At 51.2% G+C, this 24764-nt stretch carries 25 protein-coding genes and 2 riboswitches; of the genes, 22 read left to right on the forward strand and 3 right to left on the reverse strand.

Annotation, left to right across the window (positions count from 1 at the left end; genetic code table 11):
* Positions 1-106: 106 nt before the first annotated feature.
* From BN3772_RS08405 to murB, 10 genes are all read left to right on the forward strand, one after another.
* Positions 107-2023, forward strand: coding sequence for an ATP-binding protein (locus BN3772_RS08405; protein WP_052380424.1), 1917 nt, complete (start codon positions 107-109; stop codon positions 2021-2023).
* Positions 2024-2117: 94 nt separating this feature from the next.
* Positions 2118-2873 carry a DsbA family protein gene (locus BN3772_RS08410; protein ID WP_042198670.1) on the forward strand — a complete coding sequence of 252 codons (756 nt, stop codon included), beginning with the start codon at positions 2118-2120 and terminating at the stop codon, positions 2871-2873.
* The gene (locus tag BN3772_RS08415) at positions 2873-3304 is read left to right on the forward strand and encodes a disulfide oxidoreductase (RefSeq protein WP_042198672.1); all 432 of its coding nucleotides are present in this window, start codon (positions 2873-2875) and stop codon (positions 3302-3304) included. Before BN3772_RS08410 ends, BN3772_RS08415 begins: the two co-directional genes overlap by 1 nt.
* Positions 3305-3530: 226 nt before the next feature.
* A riboswitch (cyclic di-AMP (ydaO/yuaA leader) is annotated at positions 3531-3690 on the forward strand.
* Between the two features lie 134 nt (positions 3691-3824).
* Entirely contained in the window at positions 3825-5642 is a 1818-nt protein-coding gene (locus BN3772_RS08420; RefSeq protein ID WP_042198674.1) for an APC family permease, read from the forward strand.
* Between the two features lie 193 nt (positions 5643-5835).
* A complete protein-coding gene (locus tag BN3772_RS08425; RefSeq protein ID WP_042198678.1) occupies positions 5836-6864 on the forward strand; it encodes an ABC transporter substrate-binding protein in 1029 nt (342 codons plus the stop codon).
* Positions 6865-7090: 226 nt separating this feature from the next.
* Positions 7091-8149: a FecCD family ABC transporter permease gene (locus BN3772_RS08430; RefSeq protein ID WP_042198681.1), complete on the forward strand. Its 1059-nt coding sequence runs from the start codon at positions 7091-7093 to the stop codon at positions 8147-8149.
* A gap of 8 nt (positions 8150-8157) precedes the next feature.
* The gene (locus BN3772_RS08435) at positions 8158-9183 is read left to right on the forward strand and encodes a FecCD family ABC transporter permease (protein WP_425280427.1); all 1026 of its coding nucleotides are present in this window, start codon (positions 8158-8160) and stop codon (positions 9181-9183) included.
* 29 nt (positions 9184-9212) lie between these two features.
* Entirely contained in the window at positions 9213-10019 is an 807-nt protein-coding gene (locus BN3772_RS08440) for an ABC transporter ATP-binding protein (protein WP_042198686.1), read from the forward strand.
* 36 nt (positions 10020-10055) lie between these two features.
* Entirely contained in the window at positions 10056-10877 is an 822-nt protein-coding gene (locus BN3772_RS08445) for a (2Fe-2S)-binding protein (protein ID WP_042198688.1), read from the forward strand.
* Positions 10878-11035: 158 nt separating this feature from the next.
* The gene (gene murB, locus BN3772_RS08450) at positions 11036-11947 is read left to right on the forward strand and encodes a UDP-N-acetylmuramate dehydrogenase (protein WP_042198690.1); all 912 of its coding nucleotides are present in this window, start codon (positions 11036-11038) and stop codon (positions 11945-11947) included.
* A 60-nt stretch (positions 11948-12007) separates the two neighbouring features.
* On the opposite strand, the gene ymzB is transcribed toward murB, so the two are convergent.
* Entirely contained in the window at positions 12008-12349 is a 342-nt protein-coding gene (gene ymzB, locus BN3772_RS08455) for a protein YmzB (protein ID WP_042198692.1), read from the reverse strand.
* Between the two features lie 176 nt (positions 12350-12525).
* Positions 12526-12569, forward strand: a riboswitch (PreQ1 riboswitch).
* A 76-nt stretch (positions 12570-12645) separates the two neighbouring features.
* Here ymzB and queF point away from each other — a divergent pair.
* Genes queF through queE form a run of 4 tightly spaced genes read left to right on the forward strand, consistent with a single transcriptional unit; the run spans position 12646 to position 15036 of the window.
* The gene (gene queF, locus BN3772_RS08460; protein WP_042198695.1) at positions 12646-13146 is read left to right on the forward strand and encodes a preQ(1) synthase; all 501 of its coding nucleotides are present in this window, start codon (positions 12646-12648) and stop codon (positions 13144-13146) included.
* A gap of 30 nt (positions 13147-13176) precedes the next feature.
* Positions 13177-13839 (forward strand): 7-cyano-7-deazaguanine synthase QueC, encoded by a 663-nt coding sequence (gene queC / locus BN3772_RS08465; protein ID WP_042198697.1) that lies wholly within the window; start codon positions 13177-13179, stop codon positions 13837-13839.
* Positions 13839-14321 (forward strand): 6-pyruvoyl trahydropterin synthase family protein, encoded by a 483-nt coding sequence (locus BN3772_RS08470; protein ID WP_042198699.1) that lies wholly within the window; start codon positions 13839-13841, stop codon positions 14319-14321. Before queC ends, BN3772_RS08470 begins: the two co-directional genes overlap by 1 nt.
* Positions 14314-15036, forward strand: a complete 723-nt coding sequence (gene queE / locus BN3772_RS08475; RefSeq protein WP_042198701.1) for a 7-carboxy-7-deazaguanine synthase QueE — start codon at positions 14314-14316, stop codon at positions 15034-15036. Before BN3772_RS08470 ends, queE begins: the two co-directional genes overlap by 8 nt.
* Before the next feature lie 200 nt (positions 15037-15236).
* Here the strand turns inward: queE and BN3772_RS08480 are convergent, their stop codons facing one another.
* Entirely contained in the window at positions 15237-15965 is a 729-nt protein-coding gene (locus BN3772_RS08480; RefSeq protein WP_042198704.1) for a hypothetical protein, read from the reverse strand.
* A 145-nt stretch (positions 15966-16110) separates the two neighbouring features.
* Here BN3772_RS08480 and BN3772_RS08485 point away from each other — a divergent pair, with 145 nt between their 5' ends.
* The 5 genes from BN3772_RS08485 to BN3772_RS08505 all read left to right on the forward strand — a co-directional run bounded on the left by BN3772_RS08485 (position 16111) and on the right by BN3772_RS08505 (position 20649).
* Positions 16111-16632 carry a cysteine hydrolase family protein gene (locus tag BN3772_RS08485; RefSeq protein ID WP_042177177.1) on the forward strand — a complete coding sequence of 174 codons (522 nt, stop codon included), beginning with the start codon at positions 16111-16113 and terminating at the stop codon, positions 16630-16632.
* Positions 16629-17474, forward strand: a complete 846-nt coding sequence (locus BN3772_RS08490) for a VanW family protein (RefSeq protein WP_244444699.1) — start codon at positions 16629-16631, stop codon at positions 17472-17474. The genes BN3772_RS08485 and BN3772_RS08490 overlap by 4 nt, the downstream gene beginning before the upstream one ends.
* A 102-nt stretch (positions 17475-17576) precedes the next feature.
* Positions 17577-18713 carry a zinc-dependent alcohol dehydrogenase gene (locus BN3772_RS08495; RefSeq protein ID WP_042198706.1) on the forward strand — a complete coding sequence of 379 codons (1137 nt, stop codon included), beginning with the start codon at positions 17577-17579 and terminating at the stop codon, positions 18711-18713.
* A gap of 134 nt (positions 18714-18847) precedes the next feature.
* The gene (locus tag BN3772_RS08500; protein WP_209443630.1) at positions 18848-19762 is read left to right on the forward strand and encodes a DMT family transporter; all 915 of its coding nucleotides are present in this window, start codon (positions 18848-18850) and stop codon (positions 19760-19762) included.
* 50 nt (positions 19763-19812) lie between these two features.
* Positions 19813-20649 carry a class I SAM-dependent methyltransferase gene (locus BN3772_RS08505; RefSeq protein ID WP_042198708.1) on the forward strand — a complete coding sequence of 279 codons (837 nt, stop codon included), beginning with the start codon at positions 19813-19815 and terminating at the stop codon, positions 20647-20649.
* A gap of 85 nt (positions 20650-20734) precedes the next feature.
* On the opposite strand, the gene BN3772_RS08510 is transcribed toward BN3772_RS08505, so the two are convergent.
* Positions 20735-21637 (reverse strand): LysR family transcriptional regulator, encoded by a 903-nt coding sequence (locus BN3772_RS08510; protein ID WP_042198710.1) that lies wholly within the window; start codon positions 21635-21637, stop codon positions 20735-20737.
* A gap of 252 nt (positions 21638-21889) precedes the next feature.
* Here BN3772_RS08510 and BN3772_RS08515 point away from each other — a divergent pair, with 252 nt between their 5' ends.
* The 3 genes from BN3772_RS08515 to pstA all read left to right on the forward strand — a co-directional run bounded on the left by BN3772_RS08515 (position 21890) and on the right by pstA (position 24735).
* Positions 21890-22843: a phosphate ABC transporter substrate-binding protein PstS family protein gene (locus tag BN3772_RS08515; protein ID WP_042198712.1), complete on the forward strand. Its 954-nt coding sequence runs from the start codon at positions 21890-21892 to the stop codon at positions 22841-22843.
* Positions 22844-22939: 96 nt separating this feature from the next.
* Positions 22940-23842: a phosphate ABC transporter permease subunit PstC gene (gene pstC / locus BN3772_RS08520; RefSeq protein WP_209443631.1), complete on the forward strand. Its 903-nt coding sequence runs from the start codon at positions 22940-22942 to the stop codon at positions 23840-23842.
* Complete coding sequence (pstA, locus tag BN3772_RS08525; RefSeq protein WP_042198718.1) at positions 23839-24735, forward strand: phosphate ABC transporter permease PstA; 897 nt, start codon at positions 23839-23841, stop codon at positions 24733-24735. The genes pstC and pstA overlap by 4 nt, the downstream gene beginning before the upstream one ends.
* Positions 24736-24764 lie beyond the last annotated feature (29 nt).

Consider the following 24764-nt stretch of genomic DNA (forward strand, 5'->3'; position numbering starts at 1 on the left):
AATAGATATTAACGAAATTTTAGCAGGTTCGTGACGTTTCTTGGAGGGTAAAGGTAGGGTAAATACATGATTTGTACAATTTTTAAAAAAGAAAGGGGAGGAGCGCATGCTGCAACATCCGGATCATTACCGTGACCTGCTGGTGCTCTTTTCTGTTATTATAGCGCTGTTGTCCTGCTTCTCAGCGTTGGATCTAGCCGAGCGGCTGATCCGCGAGAACAGGGGACATAAATTTATTCTGCTGCTGTCTGTTTTGCTTGGCACGGGAATGTGGAGCATGCACTTTATCGGGATGCGGGCAATGCGGACTGATATTAGCGTCGCTTACGATTTTCCTTTGCTGCTATTGTCCCTGATTGTACCGGTAGCGGCCTCATATGCGCTATTTTTGCTGCTCAGCAGCCCGTACACCCGCAATCGGCTGTTTTTGGGATTCGGCGGTGTTCTTTTTAGCGCCGGGATTCAGATTATGCATTATTGCGGCATTCTGTCGATGAAATTTTTCGGGAATTATGAGCAGAGCCTGCTCTCTATCCTGTTCTCCTTCGGCTTGGCATTGATTGTTCCGGCGGTTGTCTGTTTGTATCATCCGCGCTGGATTGCAGGGCCGTACAATATGTTAACACTAAAAAAGGTGCTGCTGGTGCTCGTGCTTACTGCCGGCCTGAGCGGATCTCATTACGCAGCAATGAACGGGGCAGAATTCTCAGCTTCAGGAATCTTTAATTACAGCGGCACAGTCCCGCTTCTGCCTGATTTCCTGCTGGCAATGGTACTGGCTGTTTCCTTTTTATTCATAGTTATGGCGGTACTGATACTGCTGTACAGGGACCGGCAGCGTATCCTTTTCTCGGCCAGCTTCAATGAACAGCGGTATACAGCCTTGTTTGACTCCAGCCCTGATATGGTACTCTGCATAGATCCGGTGCGCCGGAAGGTGATCAGCTCCAACCCCTCCCTGCAGCAGACAACCGGCTACCGTAAGGAGGAGCTTGGTGATTACAAAAGAATTTTCAGTACTCCGAGGGATGAAGCCATGCTGAAGGAAGCGGTAGAGCGTGCAGTTTCGGGCCATTCCTCCAAGATTGAGCTTGAAGTAATAATAAAAAACGGCGGAACCATGATCTGCAGCACAACTGTGTTCCCGCTTCTTCACGGCAACCAGAAGCTGGTATATCTGGTTGCCGAGGATATTACGCCCTTTATCCGGTTTCAGCAGCAGCTGATTGAAGCCAAGGAAGCCGCAGAAGGCGCAGACCGGATGAAAAGCGAGTTCCTGACCACGATGAGCCACGAGATCCGCACACCGCTGAACGGCATAATCGGGATCAATCAGCTCCTTGCCGATGACATTGCCGAACCCGGTCAGCAGGAGCTGCTGAGGCTGCAGTATAACAGCAGCCAGGCGCTGCTGAGTGTCGTGAATGATGTGCTGGACTTCTCCAGGCTGGCTTCGGACGGGTTGCAGCTGCGCAGTGAAGCTTTTCCGCTTCAGGCACTGCTTACGGAATGTTCCGAGCTGTTCGAGTCGGCAGCGAAGGAAAAGGGATTGCAGCTGAAGCTGCAGGTTACAGGGGATATTCCTGAATATGTAAAAGGGGACAGTCTGAGAATCCGCCAAATTTTGGTGAATCTAATCGGCAATGCCGTCAAATTTACGCCTGCCGGCGGGGTGACCGTTGAGGTAGGGTTCAGCCCTGTAGAGGGCACAAAAGGAGAATATACTTTTCGCATCAAGGATACCGGTATTGGCATCCCGGCGGATAAGCTGCCGCTGCTCTTTCAGCCCTTTACCCAGCTGGATGCCTCACATAACCGGCAGTATCCCGGCACCGGGCTTGGGCTTGCGATCTGCAGGAAGCTGGTGGAGCTGATGGACGGGCAGATTAGAATGAACTCAGAGCCGGGTGCCGGGACTGAGGCTGTTTTTAGCCTGATGCTTGATTCAGGACAGATGGAGGGTGAAGGGTCCCGTGACTTTAGTAAGCCGGACTCCCTGGAGCTGAATACGGAGGCTGGATAAGCTTAGGTTTGCCAAAGTGAGAAGTTTAATTATATAATTTTAAATTATATGATTCATATTCAACGGGTCCCGCGGGACAGAAAGGAACTCTCACTTGAGCAAAAACAAACGCAAAAGCGCTGCACTTCAACAGAAGAGCAAAAATGAGAAGCTTGTAGCGCAGATGGAGAACCAAAAGAAGAAAACACTGATAGTGATTGTTTCGACGATCGTGGTGGTGGCTGTTATTTTTGCAGGATTATTTATGCTGGCCGGCAGAGACAGCTCAACAGCAGGCACCCCAGCTGCACCGGTTGAATTCAATTACAGTGAAATGTCAAGAATGGGCAGTGAAGATGCACCGGTCAAAATCGTGGAATTCGGCGATTACAAATGCCCGGCTTGCGCCCAGTTTGCAGGTGTAATCAAGCCGCAGCTTGTTCAGGAATATGTAAATCAGGATAAGGCAGCCCTATACTTTGTAAATCTGGCCTTCCTTGGTCCTGACTCAACAACGGCAGCCCTTGCAGCCTTGTCGGTTTATAATCAGAACAATGATGCATTCTGGACATACTATGATGCTCTCTATGCGAATCAAGGCGACGAGAACAAGGAATGGGCTACGGCTGACTTCCTGGTCGAACTTGCGCAGAAAGAGAACCTGCCAATTGACTTCGAGTTGCTCCGCAAAGACATTGAAGACAAAACGTATATCAGCCAGATCCAGAGTGAAGTACAGCTGGCTACGACATCCGGCGTATCTTCAACTCCAACGCTGTTTGTCAACGGGGTAATGGTCAATGAGCCTTTTAATATGGAGGCTATTGATGCCCAGATTCAGGCCGCTTCCGAAGCGGCGGCTGCCCAGTGATGAGGTTCGCTGCCTTTTGCCGGCGTCATTGTCTCTATCTGGCCTGGTTCGTATCCATTATTGCGGTTGCAGGGAGCTTATATCTGAGCGAAGTATTGAAATATGAGCCTTGTAAGCTATGCTGGTTCCAGCGCATCTTCATGTATCCGCAGCTGTTTCTGCTGGGCATTGCCACATACCGCGGGGATAAAAAGATTATTCCTTACGTATTGCCGTTAAGCATTATTGGCGGAAGCATCTCCGTCTATCACTATGCAGAGCAGAAGATTCCTGCACTGAGCAAGGTGCTTCCATGCACGGTAGGCGTTCCCTGCAATGTAGATTATGTGAATCTATTGGGCTTTATTACCATCCCTTTGATGGCTTTAACCGCCTTCACGCTGATTACAATTTTACTGTGGACAGGCCGCAAAGATACGGCAGAGGAATAGACCGCTGACAGCAGGCTTTAGCACATAATAAACCATGATTTTTTTGTCACAAATAACATCCGAAATACGTTAAAACCAAGATACAAAGGGATAATGCAAGAGAATGAAAGAGCCATTCATCCCCGATCTTGGAATTGCGTGTTTTGGATGTTTTTTCATGTCTTTTTCATTTGTTTCACAACTTTACTGGAAATGCTTTGTCGACTATCATTAAGCCTTGTGAGAAGTTGAATATGCGCTGAATTTTCCGCAGGGAAATCGGGGGAACCAAACTCGGCTGAAAGGCCGACGGGGTGAATCGGAAGCAGGCCATAAAGGCTGTAACCGTAGGGCTTTCCACAGCCCGAATCCGCCAGCTAACCTCGTAAGCAAAGGTGGGATAATGACCATGCCAGAAGCATGCGGATCATTTCCGTATGCTTATTTTTGTGCCTGCATTTATGAAAATCCCCCTATGAAAACGATGAAAACAGCGCACGGTATAACCGGTTCAACTAACAAAGAGAGGAACTGTTACACAATGGTAAGCAAGGTAAAACGACTATTGATCGGACGTCCGATGAAGTCGAACGAACTCGATCATGAAAAGTTATCCAAGGTAAAGGCACTGGCTGTCCTGTCTTCTGATGCGCTCTCGTCTGTAGCCTACGGAACGGAACAAATTCTATTGGTGCTGGTGGCTGCGGGCTTCACCGCCATCTGGTACTCACTGCCAATCGCGCTTGCCGTATTGGGCCTGCTGGCCATACTCATTCTATCCTACCGGCAGACGATCTTTGCCTATCCGCAGGGCGGAGGAGCCTACATCGTAGCCAAAAGCAATCTCGGTGTACCCACCGGCCTGTTAGCCGGCGGATCGCTGCTGGTCGATTATATTCTTACCGTTGCCGTTAGCGCCTCGGCGGGCACGGATGCAATTACATCCGCTTTTCCAGGCTTGCATGATCACACTGTCCTTATCGCTGTATCCGTTATTCTATTGTTAACGATCGTCAATCTGCGCGGGGTTACGGAATCGGCCTCTTTTATCGCAATCCCGGTATATTTATTCGTCGTTTCAATCTTCTTCCTGATCGGTGCAGGGGTGTTCAAATACTTGACGGCAGGCGCTCATGCCAGTGTACCTGAGATCGGCTCGGCGGTGTCCAATGTCAGTCTATTCTTATTATTAAAAGCATTCAGCTCCGGCTGTTCGGCGCTGACCGGGGTAGAAGCAGTCTCCAACGCGATCCCGAACTTCAAGGCTCCGGCTGAAAAAAATGCCGCCAAAACGCTGATGATGATGGGGCTTATCCTCGGTCTGATGTTCACAGGCATCACCCTGCTGGCTTACTGGTATGGGGTTACCCCGGATGAAAAAGCCACAGTAGTGTCACAAATTGCGGAGTCAACTTTTGGCCGCGGCGGTGTGTACTTCTTCATTCAAGGGGTTACCGCTGTTATCCTCTTCCTGGCTGCAAATACGGCTTACTCGGCGTTCCCGCTGCTGGCCTTCATGTTTGCCAAAGACAAGTATTTGCCGCATGCATTTATGGTCCGCGGCGACCGGCTGGGCTTCTCTAACGGGATTATTTTTCTCGGCGTCCTGTCGGCAGTGCTGGTAGCTGCTTTTCACGGAAACACAGAAGGTCTGATTCCGCTGTACGCTGTCGGCGTATTTATCCCGTTCACACTGTCCCAGCTCGGGATGATGGTGCACTGGTTCAAAACAAGACCCAAGGGCTGGCAGAACAAGTTTGCGGTGAACACGGTCGGCATGCTCACTACCCTCACTATTACTATGATCTTCATTATTACGAAGTTCTCCAGCGTGTGGATGGCCTTCATCTTCCTGCCGGTTGTCATGTTCGTATTCCACCGGATTCACCGCCATTACATGAACACAGCAGACCAGCTGCGCATTTGCCCGGCAACCGATAAGCCGTGTATTAAAGGTAGTACCGTTGTCGTGCCTGTAGCCGGTGTAACCCGTGCTGTGCTTCATTCAATCAGCTATGCCAAGTCCTTGACGGATAACGTGGTGGCTGTATATGTGGGGTTTGATGAAGAGGAGATTCACCGGATGGAGCAGAAGTGGGAGGAGTGGAATCCGGGTGTGCGCCTAATCGTTCTGCGTTCCCGGTACCGCAGCATCATCCGCCCGCTGGTCAAGTTTATTGATACTGTAGAGTGGAAGACCGCTTCAACGGACCATATTACGGTGCTGATACCGCAGTTTATTACGAAGCACTGGTGGCAGGCGGTTCTCCATAATCAGACTAGTCTGTTCATCCGCTCTTACCTCATGAATCAGAAGGATATTGTAGTTGCAACAGTACCGTACCATCTGCATAAATAGACAGGGAATATGAAAAGGGGCTGCTTCCGTTGATGACGGAGGCGGCCTTTTTAGATGGTAAGAAAACCGGAATTTGCTATACAAAATAATTATTGTGTTGACATAGATAATGAGAATCAATATCATTTAAGGGGTTAAGACAAAGGAATATATCTTTGAGCTCAGAGCGATCTACAACCAGGAGGGGTATTAAATGTTTTTATCAGAAACAAAGAAATCCATGAAGCTGGCGCTGGCCGGACTTCTGGCCATGACCATGCTGCTATCCGCTTGCGGCAATAATAACGGAGGAAATGCAGCAAATTCGTCAGCAGCTCCGGCTGCTACAGCTGAGGGTGCTGCTGAGGCGACAACAGCTCCTTCTGAAACTGCTGCACCTGCTGCAGAAAAAACAGTTAAGGATGCCATGGGGCATGAGGTTACCGTCCCGGCGAACCCGCAGCGTGTGCTTGGCTCGTATCTGGAGGATTATCTGGTAACGCTCGGCGTAACGCCGGTTGCCCAGTGGTCCATCGCTAACGGCGGCGTTCAGGATTATCTGTCTGACCCGCTAAAGGATGTTCCGGAAATCAGCTTTGATCTTCCGCTTGAGGCTGTTACCAGCTTCGCTCCGGACTTCCACATTGTACAGTCAGAAGGCTCTGTACAAAACGGACTGTATGATCAGCTGAATAAGATTGCGCCTACCTACGTGTTGGGCGATGAAATCAGCAAGGACTGGCGTAAAGCACTGCTTACCATTGCAGACCTGCTGAACAAAACACCGGAAGCGGAAAAAGCGATTGCCGATTATGAGCAAAAGGCAGCTGATGCCAAGGAAAAAATCACTGCATCCTTCGGCGAGAAGTCGGTTGCAATTCTGTGGCTTGTGCAGAAGAACTTCTTTATTGTGGACGAGACCCGCGCGAGCGGAGCAGTTCTGTACGGGGATATCGGACTGCAGCTGCCTAACCTGGTTACAGACATTCCAGCAGAATCCAGAGCAACCTGGAATCCGATTACACTGGAAAAGCTGGCTGAACTGACTGCTGACCATATCTTTCTCGTAAACAGTGACCAGACTGATGCATCGGACATTCTGAACGGGCCGATCTGGCAGGGGATCCCTTCTGTGAAGGCCGGCAAGGTTACAGAGCTTAGCGCAACGAGCAGCTGGCTGTACAGCGGTGCGTATGCCAACACCAAGACTATTGATGATGCTGTCAGCGCACTTGTGAAGTAAGACTGCTTGACAGGATCAGTTGACTTAGACATGTGCAGGCTTTTGTATCTTTCAGATACAGAGCCTGCACCTTTTTTTAGCCTTTCATCAAGCGGGCTGCCCACTTCCTTATCATACGTGAACTCTTGTACAACTTACATATATTTGCGATAATGATAATTGAGAAACAATATCAGTAGAGTGATAAACAATTTCAATTGAACTTATTCCGTTAAGGGGAAGACTTATGGACTCATCTAGACATTCTGCATCCGGCAGTCCGCATGCAGAAACGGCAACGCCACTGCAGCCCAGGCCTGCTGCCGCAGCTATCATCTTCATTCTCGGCATTGGCGCTATTCTCTTCGGACTGACGCTGTCAGTTTCGGTAGGAGCGGCGGATATCCGGCTGGCTACGGTTTGGGAAGCGGTATTCCGGTTCAACCCGGATCTGCAGCAGCATCAGATTATATGGGAGCTGCGCATCCCCAGGGCACTGGCAGGTGCGCTCGTCGGTGCCTGCTTCGCAGTAGCTGGTGCCATTATGCAGGGCATGACCCGCAATCCGCTGGCCGACTCCGGTTTGCTCGGACTGAATGCAGGCGCGAGCGCCGCACTGGCACTGACCTTTGCGTTTGCCCCGGCAGTATCTTTTATGTACATTATGCTGTATTGCTTCACCGGTGCAGCGGCGGCATCCCTGCTTGTATTCGGCATCGGCTCGCTCAGCCATAGCGGTCTGACCCCATTGCGGCTTACGCTTGCCGGGGCTGCTGTAAGCGCACTGCTGCTTGCAGTAAGCCAGGGTGTTGCTATTCTGTTCAATCTGTCGCAGGATATTGCGTTTTGGATGGCAGGGGGAGTAGGAGGAGCGAACTGGACCCAGCTTAAGATCATGACACCCTGGATTGCCGGAGCGCTCATTGCGGCATTGCTGCTGTCCAGATCGATTACACTGCTGAGCCTGGGGCAGGAGGTTGCTGCCGGACTCGGCCAGCGGACCAGGCTGGTGCAGTTAGCGGGCATGATTGTTGTAGTAATTCTTGCGGGGGCGGCAGTCTCTACAGTAGGGCCAATTGCTTTTGTAGGTCTGATCATTCCGCATATCACAAGGTATCTGGTCGGAGTAGATTACCGCTGGATCATCCCTTGTTCAGCAATACTGGGAAGCCTGATGATCGTGTTTGCCGATATCGCCGCCCGGATGATTAACGCTCCCTATGAAACTCCGATCGGAGCTCTGATTGCTGTAATAGGCGTTCCGTTCTTTGTCTATCTGGCAAGCAAGCGGAAGGGGGAGCTGTAATGAGCCGGATGATTGCGCCAGCCTCAGCGAAGGTATCCCACAGCCGTCATTTAACGATTCTTATGCTGCTGGGTATTCTAATCATCGTTATGTTTATTGTCAGCATGAATACCGGGCTGATGCGCCTTACGCCGCTTGAGGTTGTCCATACCTTGCTGGGTGATGGAACACGGCAGCAGAAGCTGATCCTGTTTGATTTCCGGCTGCCGCGCATAGTCATCTCAATGCTGGTCGGTGCAGGCTTCGCTGTCTCCGGCTGCATCCTGCAGAGCCTCTCGCGCAATGCGCTAGCCGAGCCGTCAACACTGGGGATTAACGCCGGAGCCGGCTTTGCGGTCATTATCTTTATTTCGTTTGTACCGGCTACAGCCGCAGGCCACATCTTTGTGCTTCCGCTGATGGCTCTCATTGGGGCTATGCTGACCGCAGCACTGATCTACTTTTTATCCTACCGGCGGGAAGACGGATTATCACCGACCCGGATGATCCTGATCGGGATTGCCGTGGGGGCGGGGATCTATGCCATCCAGATGATCCTGACACTCCGGCTTGATCCTCAGAACTTTCAGTTTGTGTCGATCTGGCTGGCCGGTAAAATCTGGGGCGGCGACTGGCGGTTTGTGCTTGCATTGTTGCCCTGGATCGCCGTCATTCTGCCGTTTGCCTTATACAAATCCCGGGTGCTTAACCTGCTGAACCTAGGCGATCAAACCTCGGCAGGGCTGGGGATGCCGGTGGAGAAGGAACGCCTCGTCCTGCTGGCGGCAGCAGTAGCTCTGTCCGGCGCCTGCATCTCTGTCAGCGGCGGCATCGGCTTCGTCGGGCTGATCGCGCCTCATCTGGCCCGCAGGCTGGTCGGGCCGAAGCATCAGGTGCTGCTGCCCGCCTGCGCGCTGATTGGCTCTCTGCTGCTGATTACCGCAGATACCATTGCCCGCTGGATTCTGCAGCCTGCAGAGATTCCAACCGGTATTGTGGTGGCGCTTATCGGAGCCCCGTATTTCTTGTATTTGTTAGCCAAATCCAAAGCATAAATATATAAAATTTTTGAGGAGTGGGGATTATGTCAGAACGTTTAAACACAGAGCAGCTAAGTATCGGGTACGCGGAAGCAACCATTGTGAAGGAGCTGAACCTGTCACTGCCGACAGGGAAAATTACCGCTCTGGTCGGAGCTAACGGGTCCGGTAAATCCACCATTCTTAAGACAATGGCCCGGATTATGAAGCCGAAGAGCGGAAGCGTCATGCTGGACGGCAAATCCATCCATACACTGTCAACCAAGGAAGTAGCACGTCAGCTGGCAATCCTGCCGCAGAACCCGACCGCACCGGACGGGCTGACTGTATCGGAGTTGGTCAGCTACGGACGTTATCCGCATCAGAAGGGCTTCGGGACAATGACACCTGAAGATCGTGAAATCATCGCTAATGCCATTCAAGTAACCGGTATGGAGGAATTTCATGACCGTCCGATCGACCGCCTCTCAGGCGGGCAGCGCCAGCGTGCCTGGATCGCTATGGCTCTGGCCCAGCAGACTGAAATCCTATTCCTGGACGAGCCCACCACGTTCCTCGATATGGCCCATCAGCTGGAAGTGCTGCAGCTCCTGCAGAAGCTGAACCAGGAGGAAGGCCGGACCATTATTATGGTCGTGCATGATCTTAACCATGCTTCCCGTTATGCCCAGCATATGGTGGCGATCAAAGCAGGCACGGTCATCAGTGAAGGGGCTCCTGCTGAGGTTATGACACCGGAAGTGCTCCGCAAGGTGTTTGGGATTGAATGTGACATCGTTGCCGATCCGCGGACCGGTGTGCCGCTGTGCCTGCCGTATGAGCTGGCGGCTTACAAGGCTGCCGGTTTGTAAGCAGGTTTAAGGGAAGCAACAGGAGGAGGAAATGAGATGACAAAAGTACAGCAGCAGGAACAGATAAAGGACTTCAGCAGCAAGTTTGATTTGCATCCCGGCACACCTGAAGGCACCGTGTATTCCTTTAATGCCGGGGAGATGGCTGATGAAGCGGGAATGAGCGTTTTTGTCGAATGCTACAGGCCGCTGATAAAAGGGCTGGATGATAAGGTGGCAGCAACCTACTTTGCCGGAGCATTCGGTAATATCGCTCTTGCAGTCCAGTATGCGCTCACTGTATCTTCAGCTGTCCCTGTCGTCAGTCTGCAGAAGTTATCTGTACATCTCATTCCTGCCGATGGATATTGGCGTGTGGCCTTTTCTCTGGGTGAATGGTCATTTGAGCCTGCTCCGGCGGAGGCCGGGCAGCGGAGAGAATGGCGCAATGAGCAGCTGATACGGTTCTACCGGGATACGGCTGCTCCGCTGCTGTCCATGCTGTCCCGGGTCACCGGACTACCCGGTGGAGAAATCTGGGGACAGCTGCCTACCAAATTCAACTATTACCTGGAGGTCTTTACCTCGGGGGGGCTTCCTGAGCGCTTGCTGAATACACTGCAGGACGATTACAGGTATCTATGTGAAGAAATACCGGCAGAAATATTCGGTTTGAAGAAAAATCCGTTCCGCGTCCAGGTGCGCAAGCTTGAATCGCTGGCTGATCAGGATAAGACCGTGAATATGCGCAACCGCTGCTGCCTCTATTACCGGACCGAAGGAGGAAGCTACTGCTATACCTGCCCTCGCCTGAAAGAAGAGGAACGGGCGGTACGCCGGACGGAGTTCAGGAAAACGGCATCAGCAGGACAGGCATAGAAATAATATTTCATTAAATGTCCGCATAAACTCTATAAGCACACCTGCAGCAACAGGCTCCCGTCATTGACAAGGGAGCCTGTTCGTTGTTACAGTTGTGGATGCCATCAATCAGGCTGATCACCGGATCATGTATTGATTATAAAGGAGCATGAAAGATGAACATAAGCCAAATCGAAAAGGATTTGCAGCAGCTTCTTCCGGACGGAACGGTAAGAAGCCGGGAAATGCTGAAGCCCTATGTGTTTACACAGATCGGCGGCATTGCCGACATTCTGGCAACGCCTGCGAGCTATGAAGAAATTCAACGTGTGGTTACCTATGCCAGGGAGCAGGACATTCCTCTAACCGTGCTGGGTAACGGATCCAACGTTATTATCCGCGACGGCGGTATCCGCGGAATTGTGCTGTATACTTCTATTTTGGATAAGATGACTATAGAGAACGGTCTGCTGGTTGCCCAGTGCGGCGCCAAAATTATCGACACATCCTATTATGCGCTTGAGCGGGAGCTGACGGGTCTGGAATTTGCCTGCGGCATACCGGGAACCGTAGGCGGGGCGCTGTATATGAATGCCGGTGCTTACGGCGGTGAGGGCAAGGATGTACTGCACAGTGCACTAGCGGGGGATAAAGACGGTGAACTTGTTACGCTGCTGGGCGAGGAGCTGAAGTTTGGTTACCGGCACAGTGTTTTTGCAGGCGGAGATTACGTTGTACTGGAAGCGCGATTTGCCCTTCAGCCGGGAGAGCCGGCCGTTATCAGAGCCAAGATGGATGAGCTGACCGATCTGCGCGAGTCGAAGCAGCCGCTGGAATACCCTTCCTGCGGAAGTGTATTTAAACGGCCGCCGGGCAGATTTGCCGGGCAGCTAATTCAGGAGAGCGGGCTACAGGGCGTGAGAATAGGCGGAGCAGAGGTATCCCTCAAGCATGCCGGGTTTATTGTGAATGCGGATAATGCTACAGCCAATGATTACATCGGGCTGATCCATCATGTCCGTGCTGCGGTCAAGAATAAATTCGGCATAGAGCTGGAGCCGGAAGTCAGAATTATCGGGGAAGACTGAGCAGGAGGCCGCAGACAAGTGCTGCGGCCTCCTTTTTGTTGCCCAATTAACAATGCTGCCTTAAGCCTGTCCGAAGGAGAGGGTGTATTTAGCCCGGTCTGTCTGCAGCTCCGCTCTTTCGGCTTCCGCCGAATGCAGCTGTAAGCCGCTGACAGCTATTTCATAGCTCGGCTGAGGAAGCGGTACAAGCTCGCCGTCGCCGTTCAGCGTATTTCCGCTTCCCCTGAGAATTAAGGCATCCCCAAGATAATCGTCAATGACCTCCTCAGCCCCGCGGTAATCTACCGACTCCAGGCTGAAATGGACGGTATCGACATCGTCAAGCTCCTGCTTTGTAATGACTACTGTCTGTCCTGATTCTGAATTCAACCAATCCTTAAGCTGTTGTACAGCTTGTTCCATAAGTGATCCCATCCTTTATGCAGGAGATTATATTCTAAGTTACCCCGTTCGGCGGGATTGAATCCACCCGTTATCACTAATCGTTGAGCAGTTGCATGTGCTTGCCAGCGGAAGGGGAAACATGATATAGTTCAAGACGCTAATATACAAGCATAAGAAGAATTCTGCATTCATACGCAGGAGAGGTTCGCGAACTCCCTCTATAAAAAACTATTTAGTAGAGCCAGGTTTTCGAAATCTCGTTCTTCTTTCCTGTTCCGGCAGCAAGCCGGGGGAAAAGAGAGGGGTTTTTTGTCATGTCAGAAGGCAGACTGAAAGAGGAAATGCCGGAGGTAACCCTGCTGGGTAACCAGGGAACCAAGTATAATTTTGGATACGATCCGGAAGTGCTGGAAGCGTTCGATAACAAGCATCCCGGCCGCGATTATTTTGTCAAATTCAATTGTCCGGAGTTCACCAGCCTGTGTCCGGTAACCGGGCAGCCGGATTTCGGTGTGATGTACATCTCGTACATTCCCGATATCAAAATGGTGGAATCCAAGTCACTTAAGCTGTACCTGTTCAGTTTCCGCAATCACGGCGATTTTCATGAGGACTGTGTCAACATTATTATGAATGACCTGATTTCTCTGATGAATCCGCGTTATATTGAAGTGTGGGGCAAGTTCACACCACGCGGCGGCATCTCCATTGATCCTTACTGCAACTGGGGGCGTCCGGGTACCAAGTATGAGGATATGGCTGGGCACCGGCTGATGAATCATGACCTGTATCCTGAGAAAGTGGACAACCGGTAAACGGAAAGCATGGGAGGAGAGATGAATCGTATGAATAAAAAAGCACTTGTCGTATTCAGCGGCGGACAAGACAGCACCACATGCCTCGTATGGGCACTTCAGCAATTTGAAGAGGTGCAGGTCGTTACTTTTAACTATAACCAGCGTCATGCGGCTGAGATTGAAGTTGCGAAGGAAATTGCCGCTAATTTCGGCGTCAAGCAGCACATTCTTGATCTGGGACTGCTGAATCAGCTGGCACCCAACGCCCTTACCCGCGATGATATAGCCATTGAAGCCGGGGAGGACGGAGAGCTGCCGAGTACATTCGTGGACGGACGTAACCTGCTGTTCCTGTCGTTTGCCGCCATTCTGGCGAAGCAGCTGGGCTATGCGAATATTATTACTGGCGTATGCCAAACCGACTTCAGCGGATATCCGGACTGCCGTGACGTGTTCGTAAAATCACTGAATGTGACGCTTAATCTGTCGATGGATTATGAATTCGTCATTCACACTCCGCTGATGTGGCTTGATAAAAAAGAAACCTGGAAGCTGGCCGACGAGCTCGGCCGCTTCGATTATGTCCGTGAGCATACCTTGACCTGCTATAACGGCGTTATCGGCAGCGGCTGCGGCACCTGTCCGGCATGTCTGCTGCGCCAGCGCGGGCTTGAGCAGTATGAGGCAGAACGAAAGCCGGGTGAGCTGTAATGCGGGGTGAAGTAACAGTCTGCAAAATATTCACCTTTGATTCTGCGCATCAGCTGATCGGGCACAAAGGTAAATGCAGCAATCTGCACGGGCATACGTATAAGCTGGAGGTTATGCTCAAAGGCAAGCCGCTGGCGGAGGCCGGGCATTCGGACGAGGGCTTCGTCATTGATTTCAGCGATATCAAAGCGATCGTACAGCAGCAGCTGGTGGACCGGCTGGATCATGCTTTTCTGGCCATGGGCAATGAGCCTGTACTGGAGACGCTGAATCAGACCGGATCTAAGGTTGCGCTGCTGGGCTTCCGCACAACCGTCGAGAATATGTCTGCCTATATCGCCTACCGGCTGAAGCTGGCGGAGCTGCCGCTTTACTCCGTGAGGCTGTGGGAGACACCGACCTCCTGGGCAGAGGTCCTGTCCGAGGATATTCCGCAGGACGGGCCAGCCTACAGGATGCACGGGGGCTGTGACTGTGAGTAAAATTCCTGTAATTGAAATCTTCGGCCCTACGATCCAAGGGGAAGGGGCCGTTATTGGCGTCAAAACGATGTTCGTCCGCACTTACGGCTGTGATTACCGCTGCGGCTGGTGCGATTCCGCATTCACCTGGGACGGCTCAGCCAAGGATAAGGTGCAGCTGATGGAGCCGGAGGCGATCTTGAATGAGCTGCTGGAGCTTGCCGGCGATAACTTTGATTGTGTCACCATCTCCGGGGGCAATCCGGCCCTGATCGGCGAGAGCATGGCTGATTTCGTGAAGCTTCTTCATCAACGCGGCATTCAGGCCGCCATCGAAACCCAGGGCAGCCGCTGGCAGGACTGGTTCTATGCTATTGATGTGCTGACCATCAGTCCAAAGCCGCCCAGCTCGGGTATGGTGACAGACTGGGAGAAGCTGGATGACATTATCGATAAGCTGCGGCTGGCAGGCAAAGCTGCCCATAGCCTGAAGGTAGTTGTATTTAACGAGGAAGACTTTGCTTATGCGCGAAATGTTCACCGGCGTTATCCTGAGATTCCGATGTATCTGCAGCCTGGTAACGAGGATGTCACGGAGCCGGGAGATATTTCTGCCCGCCTGCTGGGCCGGCTGGAGTGGCTGTTCAATCTGGTCATTGCCGACCCGGCCATGAACCGGGCCAGAGTACTGCCGCAGCTGCATGCACTGATCTGGCATAACAAACGGGGCAAATAACGTAATATACTTAAGAGGCATGTGCGACCATCATCTGATGACTGTACATGCCTCTTTTACTGCAATGAGGTTGTCGACTATGAATTCCTACTATACTATTAAAAGAGTGATATAATATGATTTTATTTGCAGAACAGGGAGGGGAATCATGGGGCAAGTGAATCTCCGGGCCGGACCGATGAGCCCGGCGGCAACCCGGTTCAGCGGCCTTTCTGCCGAACACTGACCGACTTGTACAGCATATGACGGATTTCCTCCAGCCGCGAGAAATTCTGCTTAAAGCTATTGCCGGATGATCTTCTGAGCCCTTCGTTGAAATCCTTTTTATACAGGAATGGTGCTTCCAGATGCAGCGCGATAACATGAATCTGATTCCAGCCGGGGTAACGGTCGTTATGATAAAGGATGTTTGTGGTTTCCAGTGCGGTGAAGCTCTGGCACCAATTGCGTTCCTCCAGAATGTAGCGCATCGCCGGCCCGTTGCCGTGAATCATGATCTCCCGGAATTCATCCAGAGCATCTGCGGCGACGTCTACGTATTCAACGATCTGCAGCGGCTGAAACCAGCGGCGGCGTGTTCCGGTAGCAGGTATAGGGTAGTTGCTCTCCGGCGTGCTGAACAGGACTTCTTGCCGGATCAGTTCGGCGGCAGAGAATTTCTCTATGGCCGTTAACCGGTGCAGGCATTCTTCAGCGTGTCCGCGGCTGTCTAACTGTATCAAGTGAAGCGTGTTCCAGACAGTGAATTTGCCGTATTGCTCAGTTGTGATTCTATGCCTATAGATTTCATAGCCGGTAATGCCGGAATGCTTCAGCTCGTCATAGACGGGCAGAACAACAGTGTGCAGGTATTGGCTGTATGCTCTCAGAGCTTCCTTAGGAATGTTATAGGTAAAGGCAAGATAATAAGTATTATTTAACGGTTTCATCTATTCGGTTCACTCCTAATGTAATTTATATTTCTAGTCTAACAGGGTTCGCGTGCCTGTTATAACAGGCACGGGAGTTTTTTCACCCCGATCGGGATTATTGAAGCAGTAGTGCATATGTACCTAATCCAAGGAGGAATTATAAATGACCACGGCACTGTTGATTATTGACGTACAGGAAGCGATGTTTTCATATCCGGGTATGAGCCTTTACGACGGGGAGCAAGTGATGGACCGCATTGTTGCACTGCTTGGTAAGGCACGCTCGGCGGGAGTGCCGGTTGTCTACATACAGCATACGGAAGATGAGGAATATACCAAAGGCCTGCCGACCTGGGAGATCAGTAGCCGGATTACCCCGCAGGATGGCGAATCTGTTGTGGAGAAGCCTACCTGGGATGCATTTCACCGGACAACGCTGCATGAGGAGCTTCAACGATTAGGTGTTACAGGGCTGGTCATCTGCGGGATGCAGACTGAATTCTGTCTTGATACAACCTGCCGCCGCGCTTACAGCATGGGGTACAGCAATATTCTGGTACAGGATGCACATAGTACTTTTGATAATGCGAATTTCAGCGGGGAAGAGATCGTGCGCCACCATAACGGGGTGCTTGGCGGAAGGTTTGCCAGCCTTCGCAAAGCAGATGAGATCGTCTTCGCATGAGTAAGGCCAAAGCGGCAATGAAGCCGATCCGCCGCTCAAGACTGAGGCTGTTTGCCGGCAAGCGGTATTACACCTGGGCGAGATATTGGCAGTGGCTGACTGCTTCAGGTACACGGGCAAGGTCCCGCAGTGCAGAGGTGCTGGCTTACACAGCCGCCGCTCATGCAACCCCGCTGCTCCGTAAGCTTCGTAACGTGGATATGCAGCTGCAGTACAACAAAATTACGAACCTAAGACTGGCTGCCGCAAGGCTTGACGGACTGCTGATCAGACCGGGTGAAACCTTCTCCTACTGGCAGAGCATCGGTAAGCCGACCCGCCGTAAAGGTTATCTGGACGGTATGGTGTTATTCTATGGCGGATTCCGCACCGGAACCGGCGGAGGTCTATGCCAGCTGTCGAACCTGATCTACTGGATGGCACTGCATACCCCGCTGACGGTGACCGAGCGTCACCGCCACAGCTATGATGTGTTCCCGGATGAGAAGCGCACCCAGCCCTTTGGCAGCGGTGCGACCTGTGCTTATAATTATCTGGATCTGCAGCTTACCAATCATACGGAGCATACTTATCAGTTGAAGCTGCATCTCGATGACACACATCTGCATGGGGAATGGAGATGTGATAATGAGCAGCTGTATCAGTATGAAATTTATGAAGCGGAGCATGTAATCAGCCTGGAGCCATGGGGCGGTTATATCCGCAGCAACCGGATCCGGCGCCGGGTGCTGACGCGCAGCGGTGAGCTGGCCGGTGATGAGGCAGTGGCTGAGAATCATGCGCTGATGATGTATTCGCCGCTGCTGTATCCGCCTGCAGGCACTGAAGAAGGTGCCTTATAACCGTTGACTAACTTTCTGGACCGGGGATAATCTGCAGGATTTTAGGGTTATAACATAATAGACTTTGTTTGTAACCCTACTTTCGAAGGAGTGATCCTCATCATGAAAGCTGTTACTTATCAGGGAAAGAAGAAAGTGGAAGTGAAAGAAGTTGCTGATGCCAAGCTGGAGAAAAAGGATGATATACTAATCCGGGTAACTTCTACAGCCATTTGCGGTTCGGATCTGCATATTTACAATGGGGCAATTCCCGGCATGCATGATGATTATGTCATCGGGCATGAGCCGATGGGGATTGTTGAGGATGTCGGGCCGGATATAACCAAAGTCAAAAAAGGGGACCGCGTTATTATTCCGTTCAATGTTGCCTGCGGACACTGTTATTTCTGCCAACATGAGATGGAGAGCCAGTGCGATCACGCTAACGATGCCAAGGATACCGGCGGGATGCTCGGTTATTCCGATTCGTATGGCGGATTTGCCGGAGGGCAGGCAGAGCTGCTTCGTGTGCCTTATGGTAACTTCGGGCCGTTTGTGGTTCCGGAGGATGCGGAGATGGAGGATGAAAAGCTGCTTTTCCTGTCTGACATTGTACCGACTGCCTGGTGGGGCGTTGAGCATGCAGAAGTCAAACCCGGAGATACGGTAATTGTACTGGGCTGTGGTCCGGTCGGCCTGCTGACACAGAAGTTTGCCTGGATGAAGGGCGCTTCGCGGGTTATTGCTGTTGATCATGTGCCATACCGGCTGGAGCATGCCAGACGGACCAACAATGTCGAGATTTTTAATTTTGAAAAGATCAAGGACATAGAGGTCCATCTTAAGGAGATTACGCACGGCGGTGCAGATGTGGTTATTGACTGTGTAGGCCTTGATGCCAAGAAGACAGTGGTAGAAAAGGTAGAGACCGCTCTGATGCTCCAGGGAGGCTCACTCGGCGCATTCCGGATTGCATCGGAGGTAGTACGCAAGTTTGGTACGATTCAGCTTATCGGTGTCTATGGCCTTAACTATAACATGTTCCCGCTGGGTCATCTGTTTGAGCGCAATGTAAGCCTCAAAATGGGCCAGGCGCCGGTTATCCATTACATGCCGCTCCTGTATCAGATGATCAAGGAAGGCAAGTTCGATCCTACGGATATTATCACCCACCGTCTTCCTATCAGCCAGGGAGATCATGCCTATAAGGTGTTTGGGGAGAAGGAAGAGGACTGTATCAAGGTTATACTGAAGCCATAGCAGGCACATCGAGTGAGCAGAGACAGCCTGCCGGATCATCCGGCGGGTTTTTTGGTTGACTGAAAGGGTAACCAGGATATAAGCTCTAAGTTAGGTTTGATTTATGCTCTTTATATCTGAAAGGAAGCTGCTCTGTGAATTTCAAAAAACCGCCGGTTCCGGTTCCGCTGCTCATGCTGATCGGAATTGTAGCCATCTCATTCTCTGCTATTTTTATAAAATGGTCCTCTGCCCCTGCTTCCATACAGGGCATGTACCGCCTGCTGTTCACCTCACTGCTGATGCTGCCCTTTGTCCGGCCATACAGCGGAGCTGCCTTCGCGCTTAAGAAGAAAGACTGGCTCCTGCTCGGGTTCTCCGGAGTCATGCTGGCGCTGCATTTCCTGCTGTGGATGGGCTCGCTTAAGTTCACCTCTGTAGCAAGTTCAACAATGATTATGGCGCTGGAGCCGGTATTCATTATGATCGGTTCGTATGTGCTGTATAAGGAAAGAAGCACCAAATCAGCGATTCTGGGCCTGGGGATTGCAATATTCGGAACGGTCTTCATCGGCTGGGGCGACATCGGGCTGTCAGCAGATAATATAAAAGGTGACCTGCTGTCGGTTGGCGGCACAATCGCGGTCTCCGTGCATATGATGGTTGGCCAGCGTCTGGTCTCCCGTATGCCTTCTTATTTGTACAGCCTGATTGTATTCATCTCTGCTTCCGTTGTTTTTGCCGTGTACAATCTGGTAGCCGGAATCCCGTTCTTTGACTATCCGCCGAAGGAGTGGGGCATCTTTGTACTTCTGGCGATTGTGCCGACCGTATTCGGTCATATCCTGTTCAATTGGCTGCTGCAGTACGTATCAGCTACGACAGTCTCCATGAACATTCTCGGTGAGCCTGTCGGTGCCAGTATTCTGGCCTTCCTGCTGCTTGGTGAGAAGCTCAACGGCCTGCAGTGGACAGGCGGACTCCTTGTCATGAGCGGACTGGCTGTCTATCTGTATGCCGGCCGTAAAAAAGCAGCACAAATTGCTGAGCCGCTGCCATCCGCATCATAAGAGTATTCAGACAAGCTTCAGATTAATTACATAAAGGGGTACTTAATATAATGAATGAACAGAATTTGAATGAAGGACAGGAACAGCAGGCTGTGGTCCCGTCTAGTGAAGAGACATGGAACGAGGATACTTATGCTGCCTGGACGGGCAGGTTCGGGACACCGGCAGAAGCGGCTGCCAAGCTGAACAAAGACCCGCAGGGCAGATTGTTTCCGCTCCATCCTTATCTGGGGGAAGTTCAGGGCAAGAAGATTATGAATCTCATGGGTTCCAACGGGATGAAGGGTGTTGCACTCGCTCTGCTGGGTGCAGATGTAAGTGTGGCTGATTTCTCTGAAGCCAATGCAAGGTATGCGGCAGAGCTGGCAGAAGCAGCCGGAGTCGGTCTCGATTATATCGTGTCAGATGTTCTAAAGCTGCCGGAAGAGATACTGGACGGTTCTTACGATATTGTATTTGCCGAGATGGGCATTATCCATTATTTCACCGACCTTGCACCGTTCATGGACACGGTCTGCCGGCTGCTTACTTCCGGAGGACGGTTCGTCCTGCGTGATTTTCACCCCGTTACAACCAAGCTGATATCCTCAAAAGGCTCCACCGCGAAGGTGCGCAAGCATAAGGTGGACGGTGATTATTTCGATACTTCACTGGAGGAGAAGAGGGTCTCCTACTCCAAATACCTTCCGGCTTCCGCCCATATTCCCGGAAGCGAATTGAAGCAAAGTGTCGTATACTGGCGGCGCTGGACACTTGGCGAGCTGGTGACGGCAGCGGCACGCAGCGGGCTTGTCATCTGCGAGCTGGCGGAGGAGCCGAACCTGTCCTCCGATGTGTATGACAAAGGCATCCCCAAAACCTTTACTCTGGTGGCCGAAAAGAGATAGACATAAATAAACGGACTGTACCTTTAGTGCTTTTTGTAAAAGCTGAAGGGACAGTCCGTTTTTATTATTTATATACTTAATAGAGTTAATTATTAATCTGGTGATTTATTTCTGCGGCCATATCGATGAAAGCCTGCTGCAGCGGCGTTAATGCGTGATCCTTGCGCCAGGCGTAAGCAAAGCGGGCTGCTGGCGGCACTATGCCGGGCAAGGGGGAACAACGCAGCCTGCCCAGAGCCAGCTCGGTTTCGATGCCTGCTTTGGCGAATATACCAACCGTTCCGCCCTCCATGACCATCCCTTTATAGGCTTCAGGGGAGTTTACAATAGCATGATTCCATAGCCGTACAGCATTGGCCTGTGCCCAGCTGTCAGCAGCATTAGCCAGATAAGTGGCTTGTTCGTGCTGAATCCACGGCTCAAGCGCTACAAGCTCTGGAGTCAGCTCTGATTCTTGGGATAGGGGATGTTCGGGAGCAAAAATGAGCACCGTCTCATCCGGGGCGATGTCCTGTGTCTGAAAGGCTTCATTATCATTATCCGTCATATGAAGCACCGCGAGCTGAATATCCCGGCTGCGCAGCCGCTCCCTGAGCGAAGCGTCATTGTGTACGTTCAGAGTGACATCGATTCCCGGGTGAAGGTGGATGAATCGGGACAGTATTTTTGGCAAAGTATATGTACCAGGTATATAGGAAGCTTCCAGCTCCAGATTACCGGATGAAAGGGACGAGAACTGCTTTAGACTCCGTTCAGCTTCCACCGCAAGCGACACAATCCGCACAGCATACTGGTAAAGCGCCCGGCCGGCATCCGTCAAGAGAACACGTCCGCTGCGGTATTGGAACAGGGAGGTTCCGAGCTCCGTCTCCAGGCTTTTCATATGGAAGGAAACCGTGGGCTGCTTTAGGCCGAGCTCGGCGGCTACATCTGTAACTTTCTTATATTTTTCAATCAGGACGACGATTTGCAGTTTAGTTATATTCATGACTTTCCTCCGCTTAAATGGTGAACAGATGTTACTTTATCTATCTAATATAGATTATATCTATAACAATATACATTTTCTATTAGTATTTTTATCTTTCGCTTTACAAAACGCAGACTTTTATCTAACGAACGGGTTCTAGAATAAGAAGAGTAAAGCGGAGAGACAACATAGAGGAAGCTTCCAAAGTGAGTTTTGTAGAAGCAGATTCAATGGTGCACTAAAACACAAACTTTAGGAGGAACAAAATCAATGCAATTCAGAAAATCGTGGATCATGGCTCTGGCACTAACAAGCGTAGTAGCACTTTCGGCATGCGGTAACAGCAACAATGCGGCAACTAATAACGGGGGCAACAACGCAGCTGCGACAAACACACCTACAGAGAGCAGCAGCGGTGCAGACTTAAGCGGATCGATCCTGGCTTCAGGTTCTACAGCATTACAACCATTGGTTGAACTGGCAGCTGAAAGCTTCATGGATGCTAACAGCGGCGTTGATATTCAGGTTCAAGGCGGCGGCAGCGGTACCGGTCTTACTCAGGTTTCTGAAGGCCAGGTAGATATCGGTAACTCTGACGTATTCGCAGAAGAGAAATTGAAGGATGCCGATGCTGCAAAAGCGGAAGCACTCGTAGACCATCAGGTAGCGGTTGTTGCAATCGCAGCAGTATCTAACCCGGATGCAGGTGTTGACAGCTTGACCAAACAGCAGCTGGTTGATATTTTCACCGGTAAAATCACTAACTGGAGCGAAGTTGGCGGTACCGACCAGGCGATTCAGATCATCAACCGTCCAAGCAGCTCCGGTACACGTGCTACCTTTGAAGCATTCGCACTCGGAACGAAGACAGAAGACCTTCAAGGTTCCGTACAAGAGGATTCCTCCGGTACTGTTAAGAAGATGATCGGCGAAACACCGGGAGCAATCGGTTACCTTGCATTGTCCTACCTCGATGACACTATTAAGACTATTAACTATGACGGCGTTGAGCCTTCCGTAGACAACGTAGTGAGCGGTGATTATCCGGTATGGGCATACCAGCACATGTACACTAACGGTGAACCTAATGAAGTTGTAAAAGCATTCCTTGATTACATGCTGACTGATGAAGTACAGAACGGTGATGTTGTTGAGCTGGGATACATTCCTGCTTCTGCAATGCAGGTTTCCCGTGATGTAGAAGGTAACGTAACAGCGAAATAAACCAGGCTTAACACAGGATATTATCCAGTAGAACTTCATGTGAATTAGAGGCGGAATTCTTCTGCCTCTCTTTTCACTTTAGAAAGAGGGAGCATCTTGCGGGGAAAAACAAACAAAAAAAAGATCGAAAAACATCATATTGAGGACTTGGTTGGACGTATTTATATGTCCTTTTGCGTGCTGCTTCTGATCGTGATCATTGTTTCAATGGTCTATTTCGTAGCGTCCAAAGGTTTAGCCAATTTTATCAGCGGCAGAGTAAGCTTGTCGGATTTCCTCTTTGGAACAAAATGGGCGCCTGAGGCAGATACACCTTCATTCGGGGCGCTGCCCTTCATCTCCGGTTCATTCCTGGTAACACTGCTCGCGGCGTTGATTGCTAGCCCGCTGAGTATCTGTGCAGCACTGTTCATGACTGAAATTGTTCCGGGGTGGGGGAAAAAGCTGCTGCAGCCGGTTATTGAGCTGCTCTCCGGTATTCCATCCGTTGTATACGGCTTTGTAGGCCTCAGTGTTATTGTTCCGTTCCTTCGGGATACGTTTCCCGGCCAGGGCATCGGGGTTGCTGCAGGCGCGCTTGTGCTGTCGGTCATGATCCTTCCGACGATAACAAGCGTGGCTGCAGATGCGCTTGCTTCTTTGCCGCAAAATTTGAAAGAATCTTCATTTGCGCTTGGTGCCACCCGCTGGCAGACGATCTCCCGGGTCATTCTCCCGACTACAATGCCGGCCATCATGACCGGGGTAGTACTGGGGATGGCCCGCGCATTCGGTGAAGCGCTGGCTGTCCAGATGGTTATCGGTAATGCGCCTTTCGTGCCGCGTTCACTCTTTGAATCGGCCTCCACGCTGACGAGTGTCATTACGCTCAGTATGGGGAACACAACATTGGGTTCGACGTTAAATAACGCGCTGTGGAGTATGGCGCTGGTTCTTATGCTGATGACGTTTGTATTCGTCCTCCTCGTAAGAATGCTCGAAAGGAGAAATAAGATTTGAAGCCGAAAACAGCAGACAAAATCGCCACTACCTTCATCGTCTTTTTCGCATTGCTTATTGTAGCCATCCTGATTGGCCTTTTGGGATACATCCTGGTACGGGGACTCAATCATATCAGCTGGGATTTCTTAACCTCGGCACCGCAAAAAATCCGCGCAGGCGGCGGGGTAGGGCCGCAGCTCTTTAACTCGCTCTACCTGCTCGTACTGACCCTGCTCATTACCGTTCCGCTCGGCCTTGGCGCCGGTATCTTCATGGCGGAATATGCCCGTCCCGGCAAGCTTACGAACTTCATCCGTCTGATTGTGGAAGTACTGTCATCCTTCCCTTCGATCATTGTCGGCCTGTTCGGCCTCTTGCTGATCGTGAACTATTTCGAACTCGGATTCTCATTGATTTCAGGTGCTATAGCCCTTACATTCTTCAATCTGCCGCTGATGGTACGTATTACAGAGCAGGCCTTCCGCACTGTACCAAAAGCCCAGAAGGAAGCCGGATTCGCTCTCGGTTTATCCAAGTGGAAGATTGTAACCTCAGTGCTGCTTCCGGTAGCCTTGCCTACAATCATTACCGGAACCATTTTATCCGCAGGACGTGTATTTGGTGAAGCGGCGGCCCTGATGTTCACAGCGGGAATGAGCAGCCCGCGTCTGAATTTCTCAGACTGGAATCCGCTGCATGCTAATTCTCCGCTGAACCCGTTCCGTCCGGCAGAGACGCTGGCGGTTCATATCTGGAAAATCAACAGTGAGGGCCTTGCACCTGATGCGATTCAAATTGCAGCCGGCGCCTCGGCGGTGCTCGTAATTACAGTGTTGCTGTTCAACCTGCTGGCCCGGTACTTCGGCAGACTTATCTACCGCAAGCTGACAGCATCCAAAAGAATAAACTAGCAGGTATTTATTAGAGACAAACAGGAGGA

The organism is Paenibacillus camerounensis, from assembly GCF_000723885.1.
Lineage (GTDB): Bacteria > Bacillota > Bacilli > Paenibacillales > Paenibacillaceae > Paenibacillus_AQ > Paenibacillus_AQ camerounensis.

Excerpts from the sequence above, each read along its gene's own strand:
- BN3772_RS08405 (WP_052380424.1), top strand. The coding sequence starts at position 107 with ATGCTGCAACATCCGGATCATTACCGTGACCTGCTGGTGCTCTTTTCT.
- BN3772_RS08415 (WP_042198672.1), top strand. The coding sequence starts at position 2,873 with ATGAGGTTCGCTGCCTTTTGCCGGCGTCATTGTCTCTATCTGGCCTGG.
- BN3772_RS08420 (WP_042198674.1), top strand. The coding sequence starts at position 3,825 with ATGGTAAGCAAGGTAAAACGACTATTGATCGGACGTCCGATGAAGTCG.
- BN3772_RS08425 (WP_042198678.1), top strand. The coding sequence starts at position 5,836 with ATGTTTTTATCAGAAACAAAGAAATCCATGAAGCTGGCGCTGGCCGGA.
- BN3772_RS08430 (WP_042198681.1), top strand. The coding sequence starts at position 7,091 with ATGGACTCATCTAGACATTCTGCATCCGGCAGTCCGCATGCAGAAACG.
- BN3772_RS08435 (WP_425280427.1), top strand. The coding sequence starts at position 8,158 with ATGATTGCGCCAGCCTCAGCGAAGGTATCCCACAGCCGTCATTTAACG.
- BN3772_RS08440 (WP_042198686.1), top strand. The coding sequence starts at position 9,213 with ATGTCAGAACGTTTAAACACAGAGCAGCTAAGTATCGGGTACGCGGAA.
- BN3772_RS08445 (WP_042198688.1), top strand. The coding sequence starts at position 10,056 with ATGACAAAAGTACAGCAGCAGGAACAGATAAAGGACTTCAGCAGCAAG.
- murB (WP_042198690.1), top strand. The coding sequence starts at position 11,036 with ATGAACATAAGCCAAATCGAAAAGGATTTGCAGCAGCTTCTTCCGGAC.
- ymzB (WP_042198692.1), bottom strand. The coding sequence starts at position 12,349 with ATGGAACAAGCTGTACAACAGCTTAAGGATTGGTTGAATTCAGAATCA.
- queF (WP_042198695.1), top strand. The coding sequence starts at position 12,646 with ATGTCAGAAGGCAGACTGAAAGAGGAAATGCCGGAGGTAACCCTGCTG.
- queC (WP_042198697.1), top strand. The coding sequence starts at position 13,177 with ATGAATAAAAAAGCACTTGTCGTATTCAGCGGCGGACAAGACAGCACC.
- BN3772_RS08470 (WP_042198699.1), top strand. The coding sequence starts at position 13,839 with ATGCGGGGTGAAGTAACAGTCTGCAAAATATTCACCTTTGATTCTGCG.
- BN3772_RS08480 (WP_042198704.1), bottom strand. The coding sequence starts at position 15,965 with ATGAAACCGTTAAATAATACTTATTATCTTGCCTTTACCTATAACATT.
- BN3772_RS08485 (WP_042177177.1), top strand. The coding sequence starts at position 16,111 with ATGACCACGGCACTGTTGATTATTGACGTACAGGAAGCGATGTTTTCA.
- BN3772_RS08490 (WP_244444699.1), top strand. The coding sequence starts at position 16,629 with ATGAGTAAGGCCAAAGCGGCAATGAAGCCGATCCGCCGCTCAAGACTG.
- BN3772_RS08495 (WP_042198706.1), top strand. The coding sequence starts at position 17,577 with ATGAAAGCTGTTACTTATCAGGGAAAGAAGAAAGTGGAAGTGAAAGAA.
- BN3772_RS08505 (WP_042198708.1), top strand. The coding sequence starts at position 19,813 with ATGAATGAACAGAATTTGAATGAAGGACAGGAACAGCAGGCTGTGGTC.
- BN3772_RS08510 (WP_042198710.1), bottom strand. The coding sequence starts at position 21,637 with ATGAATATAACTAAACTGCAAATCGTCGTCCTGATTGAAAAATATAAG.
- BN3772_RS08515 (WP_042198712.1), top strand. The coding sequence starts at position 21,890 with ATGCAATTCAGAAAATCGTGGATCATGGCTCTGGCACTAACAAGCGTA.